This window comes from Leptolyngbya sp. NIES-2104 (assembly GCF_001485215.1).
Lineage (GTDB): Bacteria > Cyanobacteriota > Cyanobacteriia > Leptolyngbyales > Leptolyngbyaceae > Leptolyngbya.
The window spans coordinates 1,693,879-1,710,012 of record NZ_BBWW01000001.1; the positions used below are offsets into that span (position 1 = coordinate 1,693,879).

Annotated in this window: 13 protein-coding genes; 7 read left to right on the plus strand and 6 right to left on the minus strand. The window is 47.6% G+C overall.

Annotated elements, in window-relative coordinates:
• Positions 1 to 54: 54 nt before the first annotated feature.
• Both psaB and NIES2104_RS32240 read left to right on the plus strand, forming a co-directional pair.
• On the plus strand, positions 55 to 2,271 hold the full coding sequence (gene psaB, locus NIES2104_RS07770) for a photosystem I core protein PsaB (RefSeq protein WP_058997342.1): 2,217 nt from the start codon (positions 55 to 57) through the stop codon (positions 2,269 to 2,271).
• 105 nt (positions 2,272 to 2,376) lie between these two features.
• Complete coding sequence (locus NIES2104_RS32240; protein WP_192843567.1) at positions 2,377 to 2,532, plus strand: hypothetical protein; 156 nt, start codon at positions 2,377 to 2,379, stop codon at positions 2,530 to 2,532.
• Positions 2,533 to 2,596: 64 nt separating this feature from the next.
• Here NIES2104_RS32240 and NIES2104_RS07775 read toward each other — a convergent pair whose 3' ends face one another.
• Positions 2,597 to 3,292 (minus strand): glutathione binding-like protein, encoded by a 696-nt coding sequence (locus NIES2104_RS07775; RefSeq protein ID WP_059001610.1) that lies wholly within the window; start codon positions 3,290 to 3,292, stop codon positions 2,597 to 2,599.
• A 75-nt stretch (positions 3,293 to 3,367) separates the two neighbouring features.
• Between NIES2104_RS07775 and moaA the strand changes: the two genes are divergently transcribed.
• From moaA to ilvC, 3 genes are all read left to right on the plus strand, one after another.
• Positions 3,368 to 4,354 (plus strand): GTP 3',8-cyclase MoaA, encoded by a 987-nt coding sequence (gene moaA / locus NIES2104_RS07780; RefSeq protein WP_058997343.1) that lies wholly within the window; start codon positions 3,368 to 3,370, stop codon positions 4,352 to 4,354.
• A gap of 64 nt (positions 4,355 to 4,418) precedes the next feature.
• On the plus strand, positions 4,419 to 5,888 hold the full coding sequence (locus NIES2104_RS07785) for a DEAD/DEAH box helicase family protein (RefSeq protein ID WP_339375078.1): 1,470 nt from the start codon (positions 4,419 to 4,421) through the stop codon (positions 5,886 to 5,888).
• A 71-nt stretch (positions 5,889 to 5,959) separates the two neighbouring features.
• Positions 5,960 to 6,955, plus strand: a complete 996-nt coding sequence (gene ilvC / locus NIES2104_RS07790) for a ketol-acid reductoisomerase (protein ID WP_058997346.1) — start codon at positions 5,960 to 5,962, stop codon at positions 6,953 to 6,955.
• Here ilvC and NIES2104_RS07795 read toward each other — a convergent pair.
• From NIES2104_RS07795 to NIES2104_RS07805, 3 genes are all read right to left on the minus strand, one after another.
• Positions 6,933 to 7,898, minus strand: a complete 966-nt coding sequence (locus NIES2104_RS07795; protein WP_058997350.1) for a hypothetical protein — start codon at positions 7,896 to 7,898, stop codon at positions 6,933 to 6,935. The genes ilvC and NIES2104_RS07795 overlap by 23 nt on opposite strands.
• Before the next feature lie 82 nt (positions 7,899 to 7,980).
• Positions 7,981 to 8,430: an aspartyl protease family protein gene (locus NIES2104_RS07800; protein WP_225895215.1), complete on the minus strand. Its 450-nt coding sequence runs from the start codon at positions 8,428 to 8,430 to the stop codon at positions 7,981 to 7,983.
• A 90-nt stretch (positions 8,431 to 8,520) separates the two neighbouring features.
• Positions 8,521 to 9,750: a S8 family serine peptidase gene (locus NIES2104_RS07805; protein WP_058997351.1), complete on the minus strand. Its 1,230-nt coding sequence runs from the start codon at positions 9,748 to 9,750 to the stop codon at positions 8,521 to 8,523.
• A gap of 196 nt (positions 9,751 to 9,946) precedes the next feature.
• Here NIES2104_RS07805 and NIES2104_RS07810 point away from each other — a divergent pair, with 196 nt between their 5' ends.
• Both NIES2104_RS07810 and NIES2104_RS07815 read left to right on the plus strand, forming a co-directional pair.
• Positions 9,947 to 12,106: a pentapeptide repeat-containing protein gene (locus tag NIES2104_RS07810; RefSeq protein WP_058997354.1), complete on the plus strand. Its 2,160-nt coding sequence runs from the start codon at positions 9,947 to 9,949 to the stop codon at positions 12,104 to 12,106.
• 271 nt (positions 12,107 to 12,377) lie between these two features.
• Positions 12,378 to 13,886, plus strand: coding sequence for an LCP family protein (locus NIES2104_RS07815; RefSeq protein WP_082690111.1), 1,509 nt, complete (start codon positions 12,378 to 12,380; stop codon positions 13,884 to 13,886).
• A 50-nt stretch (positions 13,887 to 13,936) separates the two neighbouring features.
• On the opposite strand, the gene NIES2104_RS07820 is transcribed toward NIES2104_RS07815, so the two are convergent.
• On the minus strand, positions 13,937 to 14,587 hold the full coding sequence (locus NIES2104_RS07820) for a hypothetical protein (protein ID WP_058997355.1): 651 nt from the start codon (positions 14,585 to 14,587) through the stop codon (positions 13,937 to 13,939).
• Positions 14,588 to 14,805: 218 nt separating this feature from the next.
• Complete coding sequence (eno, locus tag NIES2104_RS07825) at positions 14,806 to 16,101, minus strand: phosphopyruvate hydratase (protein ID WP_058997357.1); 1,296 nt, start codon at positions 16,099 to 16,101, stop codon at positions 14,806 to 14,808.
• Between the last annotated feature and the right edge of the window lie 33 nt (positions 16,102 to 16,134).

Sequence of the window (16,134 nt, forward strand, 5' to 3'; positions counted from 1 at the left end):
CCACTCAATCTGCACCTCACTTCGTTTCACTAGAGATGAGAGTAGTCAAATTATATGGCGACTAAATTTCCAAAATTTAGCCAGGATCTCGCGCAAGATCCCACAACGCGACGGCTTTGGTATGGGATTGCCACCGCTCACGACTTTGAAAGTCATGACGGCATGACCGAGGAGAAGCTTTATCAAAAGATTTTTGCGACTCACTTTGGTCATGTAGCAATCATTTTCTTATGGACTTCTAGCCTGTTGTTCCACGTTGCATGGCAGGGCAATTTTCCGCAGTGGATTAAAGATCCGCTGCATATTCGTCCCATTGCTCATGCGATCTGGGACCCTCAATTCGGTAAACCTGCGATCGAAGCTTATACGCAGGGTGGTGTGAACTATCCCGTGAACATTGCCTATTCAGGTGTGTATCACTGGTGGTATACGATCGGCATGAGAACGAATGCTGATTTGTATCAAGGCGCAGTCTTTTTGCTCTTGATTTCAGCATTGTTCTTATTTGCAGGTTGGCTGCATTTGCAACCGAAATTCCGTCCGAGTTTGGCTTGGTTTAAGAATGCGGAATCTCGACTGAATCACCACTTAGCAGGACTGTTCGGGGTGAGTTCTCTCGCTTGGGCGGGTCACTTGATTCACGTTGCAATTCCTGAATCTCGTGGTCAGCACGTGGGCTGGGAGAACTTCTTAACGACACTTCCACACCCTGCGGGATTGAAGCCCTTCTTTAGTGGAGATTGGGCAGCTTATGCTCAAAATCCTGATACGGCGAATCACATTTTTGGAACGGCTGAAGGTTCGGGTAGTGCAATTCTGACCTTCTTGGGAGGATTCCACCCGCAAACTGAATCGCTGTGGTTGACTGACATGGCGCATCACCATTTAGCGATCGCAGTTATTTTCATTGTTGCGGGTCACATGTACCGCACTAACTTTGGCATCGGTCACAGTATCAAAGACATTCTTAATGCAAAGAGCTTCTTTGGTAATCGGATCGGTGGTCAAGGCAACTTGTCGCATACCGGACTGTATGACACCTACAACAATTCGCTGCACTTCCAGTTAGGGATTCACTTAGCTGCCTTGGGTACGGCGCTTTCTGTTGTAGCTCAACACATGTACGCGATGCCGCCGTATGCGTTTATGTCAAAGGACTTCACGACTCAGGCATCGTTGTACACTCACCATCAGTATCTTGCCGGATTCTTTATGGTGGGGGCGTTTGCTCACGCAGCGATTTTCTGGGTGAGAGACTATGACCCAGACAACAATGCGGACAATGTGCTAGCTCGATTGTTAGGACACAAGGAAGCGATCATTTCTCACCTCAGTTGGGTTTCGCTGTTCCTCGGTTTCCATACGCTCGGCTTGTATGTTCACAATGATGTACAAGTAGCGTTTGGTGCCCCAGAAAAGCAAATTCTGATTGAGCCTGTGTTTGCTCAGTTTGTGCAAGCTTCACATGGTAAAGCGCTCTATGGATTTAATACGCTGCTATCGAATCCTGATAGTTTGGCATCGAATCCGGGTGCGGCTTATTTACCCGGTTGGCTTGATGCGATTAACAGCGGCACGAATTCATTGTTCCTTACGATCGGTCCGGGTGATTTCTTAGTGCACCATGCGATCGCACTTGGTTTACACGTCACGACGCTGATTTGCATTAAAGGTGCGTTAGATGCGCGTGGTAGTAAGTTAATGCCGGATAAAAAAGACTTCGGTTTTAACTTCCCGTGTGATGGTCCGGGACGAGGCGGCACTTGCCAAATCGCGTCTTGGGAACAGTCTTTCTATCTGGCGATTTTCTGGATGTTGAATACGATCGCTTGGGCGACTTTTTACTGGCACTGGAAACATCTGGCGATCTGGTCGGGTAATGTGGCTCAGTTTAATGAAAGTTCGACTTACCTGATGGGTTGGCTGCGAGATTATCTCTGGCAGTATTCAGCACCGTTGATCAACGGATACAACGTTTATGGAACAAGCAATCTCTCAGTTTGGGCGTGGATGTTCTTGTTTGGTCACTTAGTGTGGGCGACAGGATTCATGTTCTTGATTAGCTGGCGGGGATATTGGCAAGAGCTAATTGAAACGCTGGTTTGGGCACATGAACGCACCCCGTTAGCAAACTTGATTCGGTTCAAAGATAAACCTGTGGCGTTGTCGATCGTACAAGGTTGGTTAGTGGGTTTAATTCACTTTACGGTGGGTTACATTCTGACTTATGCAGCCTTCTTAATTGCTGCGACGACAGGTAAGTTTGCTTAACGATGCTTGATTGGGCATTTCGTGCGATCGTCACTCTAAGTTTGCTCGGTTTGTTGCTTGTTGCTGCACTGTACTACGGTGCAATTAATCCTTAAACGGTAAAAGGTGGAGTCAGTTGGCTTCACCTTTTTTCGATCGCTGTGGATGATCGATCGTGCGATTATCAACAAATGGGCAATTTTTGGAAAATTATTCGGTTTTCTAAATCGGCGTGATGGGTTGATCGATTTATCCGACAACGACGATCGATTTACCCGATAACGTAGAGACGCGAACACCAAAGGTGCAGCGAAGCTCCTAATCGCGTCTCTACAATTTGGAACCATTAATGTTTCACGGTTCCCGCCGATTGATTGAACAACAATTCTCGCGCTTGATCGGGGCTGATTTGTTCCGCCTTAAATGCGTCCGCCTTCTCGTACGCCCGAATCGTGGCAGGACGCGATCGAATCGCCTCAAACCATCGCTTCAAATTCGGAAAATCTTCGAGGTTTTGTCCTTGGCGCTCGTACGGCACAATCCACGGATAACTAGCAATATCGGCGATCGAATACTCACCCGCTACAAATTCGCGATCGCTCAATCGCTTATTCAACACCGCATACAATCGCCCCGTTTCATTCACATACCGATCGATCGCGTAAGGAATTTTCTCAGGTGCATACTGGCTGAAATGATGGTTCTGTCCCGCCATCGGACCTAAACCGCCCATCTGCCAAAACAACCATTGCAAAACTTCAGTGCGCCCCCGCAAATCAGAAGGGATTAATTGACCTGTTTTTTCAGCGAGATATAGCAAAATTGCGCCTGATTCAAAAACGGAAATCGGTTCACCGTCTGGGGGATCACGATCGACGATCGCTGGAATTCGATTATTTGGAGAAATCTTCAAAAAATCCGGCTGAAACTGATCACCCTTTCCAATATTAATCGGCACAAGGTTGTAAGGAAGTCCAACTTCCTCTAGAAACATCGTAATCTTGTGACCGTTTGGCGTTGTCCAGTAGTAGAGATCGATCATAACCACTCCGGTAATCAATGCCTCAATTCTAGGATCGGGTTTGATGCTGCGGTGTGAATCCGGCAGAATGGATTTATGAATCAAGTGGATTATTTGCGGATTAGTTTAATCGATCGCTGTAATTTCCGGTGTCAGTACTGTATGCCGGAAGGAAGCGATCTCGAATATGTGTTGCAGCAAAACCTTCTCACGCAGGAAGAATTAACAACGCTGTTGCGAGAAGTGTTTATTCCGGTGGGATTTACTCGGTTTCGACTGACCGGAGGCGAACCGCTGATTCGTCCGGGAGTCGTGGAGATTGTCAGAACGATCGCACAATTTCCCGAAACTCAAGATCTTTCGATGACGACGAATGCGTTTCTGCTCGATTCGATGGCGCAAGATCTTTATGAGGCGGGATTGAGACGGATTAATATCAGCTTGGATTCATTAGAGCCGGAAACGTTCGATCGCATTATTGGAAATCGTGGTCGAACGCGCTGGCAACAAGTCTGGAACGGGATTCAAACCGCTTATCGAATTGGATTTACTCCGCTTAAATTAAACGTGGTCGTTGTTCCGGGTGTGAATGATCATGAAGTGCTGAATTTAGCGGAATTGAGTGTCGATCGAGAATGGCACGTCCGATTTATCGAATTTATGCCGATCGGAAACGATAATCTTTTCAGTGATCAAGGTTGGATTGATTCAGAAACGATTCGTCAACAGATTCGACAACGCTGGGGATTGACTGAAGCAAACGTCAAGGGAAATGGTCCCGCTGATGTTTTTAGAATTCCAGGAGCGAAAGGAACATTAGGCTTTATTAGTCAAATGTCAGAATGTTTTTGCGATCGCTGTAATCGAATGCGCCTTTCTGCGGATGGCTGGTTGCGTCCGTGTTTGCTGAATGAGATTGGACAAATTGATTTGAGATCACAACTGCGATCGGGTATTTCGACAAAAGAACTCCGCGAACAAGTCAGCGAACTTCTCAACTTAAAGCCTGAGATTAACTATAAACAGCGCGAATCGGGCACCACTGGCAAGTATCAGCGAACCATGTCACAGATTGGGGGTTAGACTCCAACTCAAAAACCTTGTACGATGAGCAAAGATTAAGCACGACAGATGTACTATGCCGAGAATGCCCAGTCTGTCCTACGATCGCGGAACGCTGATTCTCCATCCGCCGCCTAGAGGGAAGGCGTGGGTTGAGTTTGCGGTGTGGGACGATCGCATCGAAAAATTTCGCATTCCCGCAAATCAGTATCGGGAGTTGGTTCTGGCATTGCGATCGGAAGGAACCGAGATCGACGATCGAGCTAAAGGATTTGATGCGATCGAGCTGGTTCCCGCTGTCGAAATGGAACCTTACCCACATCAAAAAGAAGCCCTCACAGCCTGGAAAAATTCAGGTCACTTAGGCGTTGTCGTCTTACCTACCGCAGCAGGTAAAACTTATCTCGCTCAACTTGCAATTCAAGCCACACAGCGCAGTACATTAATCATGGTTCCAACGCTGGATCTCATGCACCAATGGTATGCAAATCTCTGTGCCGCATTTCCAGATACAGAGATTGGATTGTTAGGGGGCGGATCACGCGATCGTACTCCCATTCTCATCTCCACTTATGACAGCGCAGCAATCAATGCTGAAACATTAGGTAATCAATACGCGCTCTTGGTCTTCGATGAATGCCACCATTTGCCGAGTGACTTCAATCGAGTAATCGCGGAATATGCGATCGCGCCTTATCGATTAGGGTTAACCGCAACACCAGAGAGAAGCGACGGTAAACACGAAGATCTAAAAGTTCTCATCGGTGAAGAAGTTTACCGAAGAACGGCAGAGGAATTATCAGGATCAGCACTTGCAAAACACGAAGCGATCGAGATTAAAGTATCCCTTTCAAAACAAGAACGTGAACGCTACGATCAATTGATTCAAGTTCGTAACGCATTTCTAAAAGAATCAAATATTTATCTCAGTAATGCTCAAGGATGGCAACGATTTGTACAAGCGAGTGCGCGATCGAAAGCCGGACGAAAAGCGATGTTAGCTCACCGAGAAGCGAAATCGATCGCATTCGGAACCGAAGGAAAATTGCGAGTTCTCGCTGATCTTCTCGCTCGTCATTATCCCGAACGCACTCTAATTTTCACAGACGATAACGCAACCGTTTATCGCATTTCTCAAGATCTATTAATTCCTGCAATCACCCATCAAACCCCGGTGAAAGAGCGTCACGAGATTCTGACGAAATTTAAGCAAGGGGAATATCGATCGCTCGTCGCTTCCCGTGTGCTAAACGAAGGGGTCGATGTGCCCGATGCGAGTATTGCGATCGTGCTTTCAGGAACCGGATCAGCCCGCGAATACATTCAGCGCATGGGACGAATTCTGAGAAAGAGCAAAGACCCCAAAAAACTTGCAATCCTTTACGAAGTCGTGGCAGAAGATACGAATGAAGAAGGCGTTTCGCGCCGACGTAAACCCAATCAGAAATCGAAACCCAAATCAACGAATCGCCAACTCGAATTAGTCCCCTACTCCCCACCCCCCACCGTGATCCCCAGAGCCGCAGAAGGCGAAGCAAATTACGACGATTGGTAACGGACGTTTTCTGATAAGATTAACGGTTCTGACACCTCAATTTAACGACTTGCTGGAAGGAGACTTTTCATATGGCTCGGATGTATTATGACGCTGATGCCAACTTAGATTTACTTGCGGGAAAAACGATCGCAATTATCGGTTACGGTTCTCAAGGGCACGCGCACGCCCTCAACCTGAAAGACAGCGGCATGAACGTCATCGTCGGGCTGTATCCAGGTAGTAAATCCGCAACAAAAGCAAAAGACGCAGGAATCACTGTTCATTCGGTTGCAGATGCCGCCAAAGCCGCAGACTTCATCATGATTTTGCTGCCGGACGAAGTTCAGCGATCGGTCTATCTCAACGAAATTGAACCGAATCTGAGCGAAGGAAATGTGCTGGCATTCGCTCACGGTTTTAACATTAACTACGGTCAAATCGTGCCGCCTGCAAATGTGGATGTCGTGATGGTCGCGCCGAAAGGTCCGGGTCACTTAGTGCGTCGGACTTACGAGCAAGGTCAAGGAGTCCCGGCACTATTTGCGGTGTATCAGAATGCGTCGGGTCAAGCACGCGATCGCGCAATGGCATACGCGAAAGGAATCGGCGGAACTCGTGGTGGCGTTCTCGAAACGACCTTCCGCGAAGAGACTGAAACCGATTTGTTCGGCGAACAAGTCGTACTCTGCGGCGGTTTGAGTGCATTAATTAAGGCAGGATTTGAAACCTTGGTTGATGCAGGCTATCAGCCCGAACTCGCTTACTTTGAGTGTTTGCATGAAGTGAAGCTGATTGTCGATTTGATTGTCGAAGGTGGTCTAGCGACCATGCGCGACAGTATTTCTAATACGGCTGAGTATGGTGATTTGACTCGCGGACCTCGAATCATTACCGATGAAACTCGTGTTGAAATGAAAAAGATTCTGTCTGAGATTCAAACCGGGCAGTTTGCGCGGGAATTTGTCTTGGAAAATCAATCGGGTAAAGCAGGCTTCCATGCAATGCGTCGCCGTGAAGCAGAACATCCGATCGAAGAAGTCGGTAAGGATCTGCGATCGATGTTTAGCTGGTTGAAGAAGGTCTAACCCTTTGGAATGCGATCGCAGGTAATAGTCTACGAATTCGGAATTCAAACCATAGACCACTTGCGATCGCACTTCCCCCCAACAATCCAAATACGATCGCTCTTGCTGCCGGACTCAGTTCATACTCCAGCAATCGACTCAAAACTTGCACAATTAGAAGTATCACACCGAACCAAAACGCCCTTCGTTCCCCGGTTCGTAAACTATCTCGGACAGTTACGATCGCTAAAATTCCCAACATTGCATTAAACACAATCGGTGCAAAAACTGGAATCGGTGCAATTCGTAAATGCCAAGATTGCACGATCGAACTCACAACAATCATCAATCCGATCATCGTGCTCTTCCATTCCCGCGCTTGAATCAGTAGATAGATCCATTGTGCGATCGTAATCGCTACGAAAATCCCTACACTCAATAGCGATCTCCATTCCACGATTCGGCTATACCAGCCATAATCAATCCACGTCCAATAGAACGAAAACCAGTAAAACAATCCCGCTAAATACACCACTGCGAATCGACGAGCGATCGATTGAAATAATTTTCTCTGTTGCCCCACTGTCCAAATCGTATCGTCATACGCCCAGAGCAATGCAGCCGGGAGAATTAAAAGCAGGGCAGGTAAAATACTTCCTTTTGTAAGAGTTGCACCTAAGTTACTTAACAGCGATGAGCAAATCGCGATCGCGCTCATCCCGAATAATTTTTGCGATCGACAGCGGTAAGCTAATGGTAGAAATGAAATTGCAGCGACGATCGGCATTTGTAGCGAAACCGAATCGACCAGCGATAAATCGCGTTCCGTAAAACGATGAGTCCATCCGCTCCAGTAGCTCAGTCCGATGAGTGAGATTGCCAAAAGTCCAAGCGTAGAACGGCGAAACGAATACGCGATCGCCAACACTCCCAACCCAAAAACAAACAGAACTTCAGCCAACATGAAAAATGCGAGAAGCGGAAAAACACGGAACTTTTCCAGCCTCTCACATCTCATCTCAGTATTTTTCGGGAATTATGCCACTCTAGAGAATTGTCAGATAAGTTCCAGTTGAGTCATCCGGCAAAACTTTCAGCGTTTGATTTTTCAAATCCGGCTCCAATCCCATCGCTTCTAGCGGAATCACTCCAAGTAACGCGCTCCCTCCACCAGGCAATTCAAGGCATTCAAACGTGCCTTCTCGTCCACTGATTGAAAGTTTTGCGTCTTGAAAAATGCGAGCGCTTCCGGTTCCCATTGCAGTTTCAACCAGGACTTCTCGCGCCAGTTCTAGCCCTAATCGATCGATGACACTCGCAGGTAAACATAACGTTGTCGCACCTGTATCTACCAAAACGTTCTCGATCGTCATCGATCGAATTTCATCCGGTGAAATCGTGCCGTCGTTTGCGCGAATCTGATCTGCACGGTTTGTCACCGTGATTGTCGTATACACTTTGCCCATCGTTGAATGCTCATTTGTTGCAGAGTGCATATTACCTCCTAAATGCAAAGGACGACGTTCTTCTATTATCGCGCTGAAAAAGTTGATAGCTCAGAAGCACAACTTTTTCAGCATGGTGTTCTAGCTTTGAGGGGCACGAACCATTCCGGCACCGATATCAAATGGATCAAATTCCGCAGCAATGCCATCCGGGGTGGAATTTCCGATCACACGCGCTGTTAATTCCAATGCGGTTAATCGTCCACTCTGCTTCAGTTTTTGTGCCCAAAGTGCCGCTACACCTGAGACATGAGGAGCCGCCATACTGGTTCCATTGAGCGCGACCAGTCCGCCGCCCGCTTTGGCAGATAGCACTTGTACACCGGGTCCTGAGAGATTCGCTCCAGTGTTCGAGAAAGGCGCGATCGTATAGCCCTTTTCTCCCCGACCCAGCGCCGCCACCGAAATGATTCCTTCTGAAACCGCTGGAGGTGCGACCGCGATTTCCCAGTCTTTATTTGTTTGACGACGGCTTTCATTTCCTGCTGCTGCCACTAACACAGTCGGTTGAGCGAATGCAGTCCGAGCATTTGCCAGTGCGGCTAAGCTTTGAAACAGTTGAACATTGGCGCGATAGCCTTCGAGAGCGCGAGAGGTCGCAAGCTCGATCGGTAAACCGCGCCCGACAAAGAACTGCACAAATCCCGGAAAATCAATTCCCAGCGACATCGAGATCACATTTGCGCCATTTTCAAATGCCCACAGAATCGCATCGGCAATCTGATCACTAGAGCCGCCTTGCTCCCCGATGACTTTTCCAATTAAGGCTTTGCTCACTCCGGGTGCAACCCCAATTCGAGTGTCCTCGACTGCACGCCCAAAGATCGTTCCGGCGCAGTGGGTTCCGTGTCCGTCTTTGTCGCCGTCGCCTTCACCTGTAAAGTCTTTTTGAACGATTTCCACGCCAGCAAAGGCGGGATGAGTCGCATCAATTCCCGAATCGAGCACTGAAACGACAATGCCTTCTCCGGTAAACGGTGAAGTATCGGCTCCCACTGCTTGGACTCCCCAGGTTAATTTAGGAGCGGTTTGTGTCGAAGCCGTCAAACTTGCCGCATTTTCGACGGTGGTGCCTTCGAGTTCGACGTTTTCTAGGGCGACCGGGCGAATGAGATTCATCGGCATCACAGGCGCGATCGCGACCACATCCGGATCGCGATTCAATGAGCTAATATCTTTACGCTCAATGTCGTCCACTGCGACTTGGAGCGTAGGAGGTGCGGATTGTGCGGATTCGAGTGAACCAGGACCCGCAAAGAAATCGCGAGTCGTTGCATTGAGGTTTCTTAGAACAATGTGTTTGGTTTTCATGGTGCTCTTAAATAGAAAGAATGACGATCGCTTCAGGAACATCAGCTTGAGTTTCGGAACTCTGCCGTAGAAAATTTTTGATAGAAGTCTTCAGCATGATATTTCTCTTGTTGAAAATGAAGCAGAAAGTTTTCACAAGTTGTAATCGATGCGATCGTTCTTCCGGTATAAACAGACAGAGAGTGTTAGGTCTGCTGTGCGAGCGTTTTTTACTGTTTTATTCGCAATTTTGATTTGGGTTTGGGCGGTTCCGGTTGAGGCAGCTTCCCTCGATCGCGTGCCTCTCACGTTGGAATTGTTACAGGAACGATTGCGATCGCCCATTCCGAGTGAAGGAACGCGTATCGTCGATCTTAGAAGAATGTCGATCGATCTACGTCCCGAAAATGCTGCATTTCGCGATCAGTTTTACAGTTTGGTGCAGGCACAATTGCAAAAACCGGGAGTGCCGCTCGGATTAGATTTAAGTAATTCGCTGATCGAGGGGGACTTTACGACGAGTAAATTGGGATTACGGGCACCGATTTACGATGGAGCCGCATTGTCGAAATTGTTTACGTCTGCGGAACAGGAACAATTGAAGCGCGATCGTAGACGTTTATATCGGTTAAGTACGTTATCACAATCGTTGTTAATTAAGCCAACCGAAACGATAACGCCGCTGCAATTAACGGTGTTTCGTGCACCGATTAAATTAGTGCAAACTCGGATTACAGGATTTGCAGACTTAACGAATACATTTTTTCTGAATCGATTTGAAGCGCAAGGAATTCAATTTCCAACGGGAGCAGATCTTTCACAATCACGGTTTAGTTTACCGATGAATTTTGCTAGTGCGAATTTTGGTCGAGAAGTTCAGTTTCGCAACACGATCTTTTTTGCTAAAGCAGAATTCAATCAGGTTCAATTTCGGGGCGACGTGAATTTTCAAGGGGCAGAATTCCAGAACACCGCAAATTTTAATCAAGCGGTGTTTTATCAGCCTGCAAATTTTACGCGGGTTCAATGGCAAGGGAATGCTGATTTTGCTCAAACTCGATGGCGCGATCAAGCGAATTTTAGTAAAGCTCGATTTGGTCGATCGCTGTTTCTTACCGATGCCACATTCGAGAAATCTGCGGTGTTTCGAGAAGCTCAGTTCGATTCATTGGCAAATCTTAGAGGCGCGACGATTCTCGATCGAGCGGATTTCAGTTATTGCAGTTTCACCAAAGGCGCATATCTGAATGTTCCAGGATTGCGATTCGATTCAGATAAAGCGAAAATTCTCGGTGATCCTGGACAAATTGGACGAGTGATTTCTGTCCCAACCCTGCAAGGAAACGAAAATTTACTGCGGGAGTTGGTGCGAAACTTTCGACGATTAGAACAGATTTCTGATGCGAATCAGGTAGACTATCTCACTCAAACTTTGCGATCGCGCCAACTCAAACGCCTGCTTTTCGGCACTGATCTCAACACCGCAACTGTCGCGAAATTAAACCAAATCGGATTTAGTGAGTCTCAAGCGAATGCAATTATTCAACGCCGCAAAGATCAACCGTTTCGGAATTTAACAGAATTACTCGCAGTTGATCAGATTGGCATTGCGACTTACATTAATGTTCGCGATCGCGTGATTGCTGCTGATCCGTTACCGCCTGCGTTGAATCTTTGGCGAAAACTCTCGATCGCGTTTCGTTGGATTAGTTCAACGCTGCTGTTGTTACTCAGTCGAAACGGCACGAGTTTTTGGCTAATTTTCGGAATCGGGATCGTGACCGTTGCTTATTTCAGCGTTTTGTTTTGGATAGTCGATCGCGTTCGTCGTCGCCATCCAAAACCCATTTTGCCAACCGTTTCTGAAATCATTTCGACGATCAGTTTTGCGATCGTTCTGTTTCTTCTCGGCTTAACTGCGGTGATTCAAACTGCCGATCGTCCGTTGATTACGCTGCTGTGGTGGTCGATCGTTGCGATCCCTGTGCCCTTAATTCTCATTGCACTCCTTTATCGCCAAGGTCGATATCACCCAATGATGGAAGTCAGCTACTTTTCAGAAGAAGGCACATTGCGGCAACTGCGAATTTTAATCGGCAGACTTCCCACAATTCCGAGATATCCCTTATTTCGAGAGCGATACTTACCGATTCTCTGGGATCGTAAATGGAACTGGTTAAATTACTTCGACTTCAGCTTTAATAATTTTCTTCGCTTTGGATTTAATGACATCCGCTTACGAGACGAACACTTACCCGGATTGATCTCTGTCTTAGTTTGGTACCAATGGGCGTTAGGAACCCTGTACATTGCATTACTTTTGTGGACTCTCTCTCGGACGATTCCAGGATTGAACCTCTTGATCTACTTTAAGTAGGAAAACAATATAGAGGTACAGTTTCAAAAAAGTGATTCATTTTCATCTTTGCTTCTAAAATCAATGCAGTTACAAAACAAGTTCTTGATTTTATCCAGTTTGTACCGCCAAAATCAGGGAAATATGGTTAGCATACTGCCTTTAGTCATTCACTTTGCTCGTGAATGACCCTGAAAAATCTCGCTGATTCGGGTTTCATTGCGTACCATTGAAGTCCGAGATTTGCGAAGTTCCGAGTTCAATCGAAAATTATGGTGTGATGAGGGTACCTGTGAAAAGCGTCAATCAGCAACGTCCGGTTAAGAAGAAAGTCCAGCCCGCACAAGTCAAATCGGGACAGCCGATCAAAGCGGGACAATCCCCGAAACCGGGACAACCCCGCAAAAAGAAACCCACACAGCGATCGCGCAAAATGCGATTGCTGTTCATGGCACTTTCTCTGAGCGGAATTGCAATGATTTCCGCGACCGCTGGCGCACTTCTCGCGGTTTCCCTCGCCAGCACTCCTTTAATGCAGCGACAACTCTCGCCGTCTGAAGCTTCGATTTTCGGAAAAGGCGATCGCTTTTCGACGCGAATGAGTCTCCAGCTTCCTGCTCTAACCCGCCCTGTTAACATTCTTGTTCTCGGTACAAAAGTTCTCACGACCGATGTTGGTAATGCGCCTGAACACCTGAAAAAACTTCCGTATCAAGCACTGGTCAACTCGTTCGAGGGTTTAACCGATACGATGTTGCTGCTCCGATTTGACCCGGAGAATAAAAAAGTCGTGGTGATGTCGATTCCGCGTGATACCCGCACTTATATCGCGGATCACGGCATGACCAAGATTAACGAAGCGAACTATTACGGGGGTCCAGCACTGAGCGCAAAATCTGTAAGTGAACTGCTCGGCGGCGTGGGTATCGATCGCTATATCACAATCAATGTTCAAGGGGTGCAAGCGCTCGTGGATGCGCTCGGTGGTGTCACGGTTCACGTTCCCAAAGACATGAAATATCAAGACGATAGCCAACGTCTCTACATCAATCTCAAAGCCGGACGGCAACAGTTAGACGGCAATAAAGTGCTGCAACTTTTACGCTACCGTCACGACGAAAATGGCGATATCGGGCGGATTCAACGCCAACAGATGGTGATGCGGTCACTGATGGAACAATCGTTGAATCCTTCGACAGTGGCACGATTCCCAAGTTTGCTCAATGTCGTGCAGTCTCACATCGATACTAATTTGACGGTCGAAGAACTGGTCGCACTCGTTGGATTTGCGTCGCAGGTGAATCGATCGAACACGAAAATGCTGATGGTTCCGGGTGAATTTAGCTCACCAGGTGAATATAAAGCGAGTTACTGGTTGCCGAATCCCGATCGCATTAAAGGCATGATGTCGCAGTACTTCAATTTCGGCACGTCCAGCTTAGAATCTCCTGAGCCAGCTTCGATCAAAATCGCAATTCAAGACAGCACGAAGCAAACCAAGAGCGTTCAAACAGCGATGTCTGCCTTGAACAAAGCGGGCTATGAGAACGTTTACGAAGGGCAAGACTGGAGCGAACCGCTCAGCGTGACTCGAATCGTGGCGGAATGGGGCGATGTCAGTAGTGCGGAAGCGATTCGACGAGCATTAGGGTTTGGAGAAGTGCGAATCGAAAATACGGGCGATCTGCGATCGGATATCACCGTCCAATTGGGTCGAGATGCGCTGCAACCGAGAAAAGCCGTGAAGCGTCCCACGACAGATTCCGAACGATTGCAGCCCGCGAATAAATTATCGAACTAAAGGAACTGAGCGATCGCGAAAGGTCGATCGCTCTTTCACGCTTAGAAGTGCTATTTCCCCAAAACGTTGCCAATCCACTCTTGTTCTTCTCTGACGCAACGTGCATAAGCGGGATGATTACGGTCATTTCTAATATCAATGTTACAAGCTGCGTCTTTCCCTCCCTCTTGCGTCATTGACCCGTACTGTGAACTGAGTGCAGCGAGACCCAGAATAAACAGCAGTGCAGCTTGATCCGCTTCTCTTTTTCGTCTTTGCTGCTGTGCCAAATACGCTTTTTGTTCTTGTGGTGAAAGACTATTAAAATATTGCTGCCGTCTTTCTGCTTCTAGTCGCTGTTGTTCGGTTGAACGTTTGCGGGCGGCTTCGAGTTCTACTCGGCGCTGTTGTCGGCTTGCTTCGATTTCGCGCCGTAACCGTTCGCGCTCTGCGGCTCGTTCGCGGCGTTTTTGGGCTTCAAGCTCTCTTTTTCGTTGTCGTTCGCGGCGGCGTTCTTCTGCTTGAATCTTGCGGCGAATTTGATCCGCTTCTCTCGTGCCTTGGTTGATGACATCGATAACACTGGCGACTTCAAGTTGAGCGGAGGTTTCTGATAGTGGTTGATCGTTCAGCAAGTTTACTGTTTTACTGAGGGCAAAAACCGGGGCGATGTTCACAAACGAGAGGAGGACAAGGCTCGAAAGCGCGATTGTAGATTTCATAAACAGAAGTACTTGAACGCTGGATCTGCGATCGATGCGGAGACGGGGGCTTCAATCCTGCGCTGATCATACTTCTCGCTATAGAAAAAACATCAGTCAAGGCTGAAACTGATAAATTCTTTACACTTTCTTCAAACTATTTCATGTACATCTGCTGAATTGTTATTTCTTCAAATCAAGGAGTCGATCGCAGACGGTCGATCGACTCCTTAATCTTCCTACTTATAGCTCGGAGCCATCCCAGCCGTTCCAGCATAAACCGCACGATCGCCCAATTCATCCTCGATCCGCAGCAAACGATTGTATTTTGCCACTCGTTCACTCCGGCACAATGATCCAGTTTTAATTTGTCCCGCACGAGTTGCGACTGCTAAATCTGCGATCGTTGTATCTTCCGTTTCTCCAGAACGATGACTGATAATCGATCGAAATCCGTTTCGCGCTCCTAAATCGATCGCTTGTAGCGTTTCTGTAAGTGATCCAATTTGATTCAATTTGATTAAAATCGAATTACCCGCTTTCTGTTCAATTCCCTTTTGCAGTCGCGTAATGTTCGTGACAAACAAATCATCTCCGACTAATTGGCATTTGCTACCAATCTTCTCGGTCAATAACTGCCAATGTTGCCAATCATCTTCGTGTAAACCATCTTCGATCGACACAATCGGATAACTACCGACTAACTGTGCCAGATAGTCCACCATTTCTACCGGACTGTGAGCGGTTCCATCGTAGGTGTATTGTCCCTCTTTGTAGAACTCACTCGCTGCCACATCAAGCGCAAGGGCAACTTGTTCACCTGGTTTGTAGCCCGCTTTCTCGATCGCCGAAATCAACAGATCCAGCGCTGCCTGATTCGATTCTAAGTTCGGCGCAAATCCGCCCTCGTCACCGACTCCGGTTAACAGTCCCTTGTCATGTAGCACTTTGCTCAGAGATGTGAACACTTCAGCACCCCATCTCAGCGCTTCTCGGAACGACGCTGCTCCAACCGGAACAATCATGAACTCTTGAAAATCGACGTTGTTATCCGCATGAGCGCCCCCGTTAATCACATTCATCAACGGCACAGGTAACACATTCGATAACGGTCCGCCCAGATAACGATACAGCGGCAATCCGAGTGCGTCTGCCCCTGCTTTTGCGGTTGCCAAAGACACTCCTAAAATCGCATTCGCGCCCAGATTCGACTTATTCGCAGATCCATCGATCGAGATCATCGTGCGATCGACTAACTCTTGATTAATCGCATCGAGTCCGATCAACTTCGGGGCAAGTGCTTTCTCGACATTTTCCACCGCTTTGAGGACACCTTTTCCTCCGTAGCGGCTCTTGTCATCATCGCGGAGTTCGTGCGCCTCAAAACTTCCGGTCGAGGCTCCACTGGGAACCTGTGCCAATCCATACGCACCATTGGCAAGCATCACTTCAGCTTCGATCGTCGGACGACCACGCGAATCGAGAATTTCACGGGCACGAATCGATTCGATCGCGGTGTCTAAGGCATCCATCATAGTTGTTAACTCGGTAGTGAACAAGGCGGCATT

What these genes read in the sequence shown, in the direction of transcription:
- NIES2104_RS07795 (WP_058997350.1), bottom strand. Translation starts at nt 7,898, where the DNA reads ATGTTGGCTGAAGTTCTGTTTGTTTTTGGGTTGGGAGTGTTGGCGATC.
- eno (WP_058997357.1), bottom strand. Translation starts at nt 16,101, where the DNA reads ATGATGGATGCCTTAGACACCGCGATCGAATCGATTCGTGCCCGTGAA.
- NIES2104_RS07805 (WP_058997351.1), bottom strand. Translation starts at nt 9,750, where the DNA reads ATGAAAACCAAACACATTGTTCTAAGAAACCTCAATGCAACGACTCGC.
- NIES2104_RS07820 (WP_058997355.1), bottom strand. Translation starts at nt 14,587, where the DNA reads ATGAAATCTACAATCGCGCTTTCGAGCCTTGTCCTCCTCTCGTTTGTG.
- psaB (WP_058997342.1), top strand. Translation starts at nt 55, where the DNA reads ATGGCGACTAAATTTCCAAAATTTAGCCAGGATCTCGCGCAAGATCCC.
- NIES2104_RS07785 (WP_339375078.1), top strand. Translation starts at nt 4,419, where the DNA reads ATGCCCAGTCTGTCCTACGATCGCGGAACGCTGATTCTCCATCCGCCG.
- NIES2104_RS07775 (WP_059001610.1), bottom strand. Translation starts at nt 3,292, where the DNA reads ATGATCGATCTCTACTACTGGACAACGCCAAACGGTCACAAGATTACG.
- moaA (WP_058997343.1), top strand. Translation starts at nt 3,368, where the DNA reads ATGAATCAAGTGGATTATTTGCGGATTAGTTTAATCGATCGCTGTAAT.
- ilvC (WP_058997346.1), top strand. Translation starts at nt 5,960, where the DNA reads ATGGCTCGGATGTATTATGACGCTGATGCCAACTTAGATTTACTTGCG.
- NIES2104_RS07800 (WP_225895215.1), bottom strand. Translation starts at nt 8,430, where the DNA reads ATGCACTCTGCAACAAATGAGCATTCAACGATGGGCAAAGTGTATACG.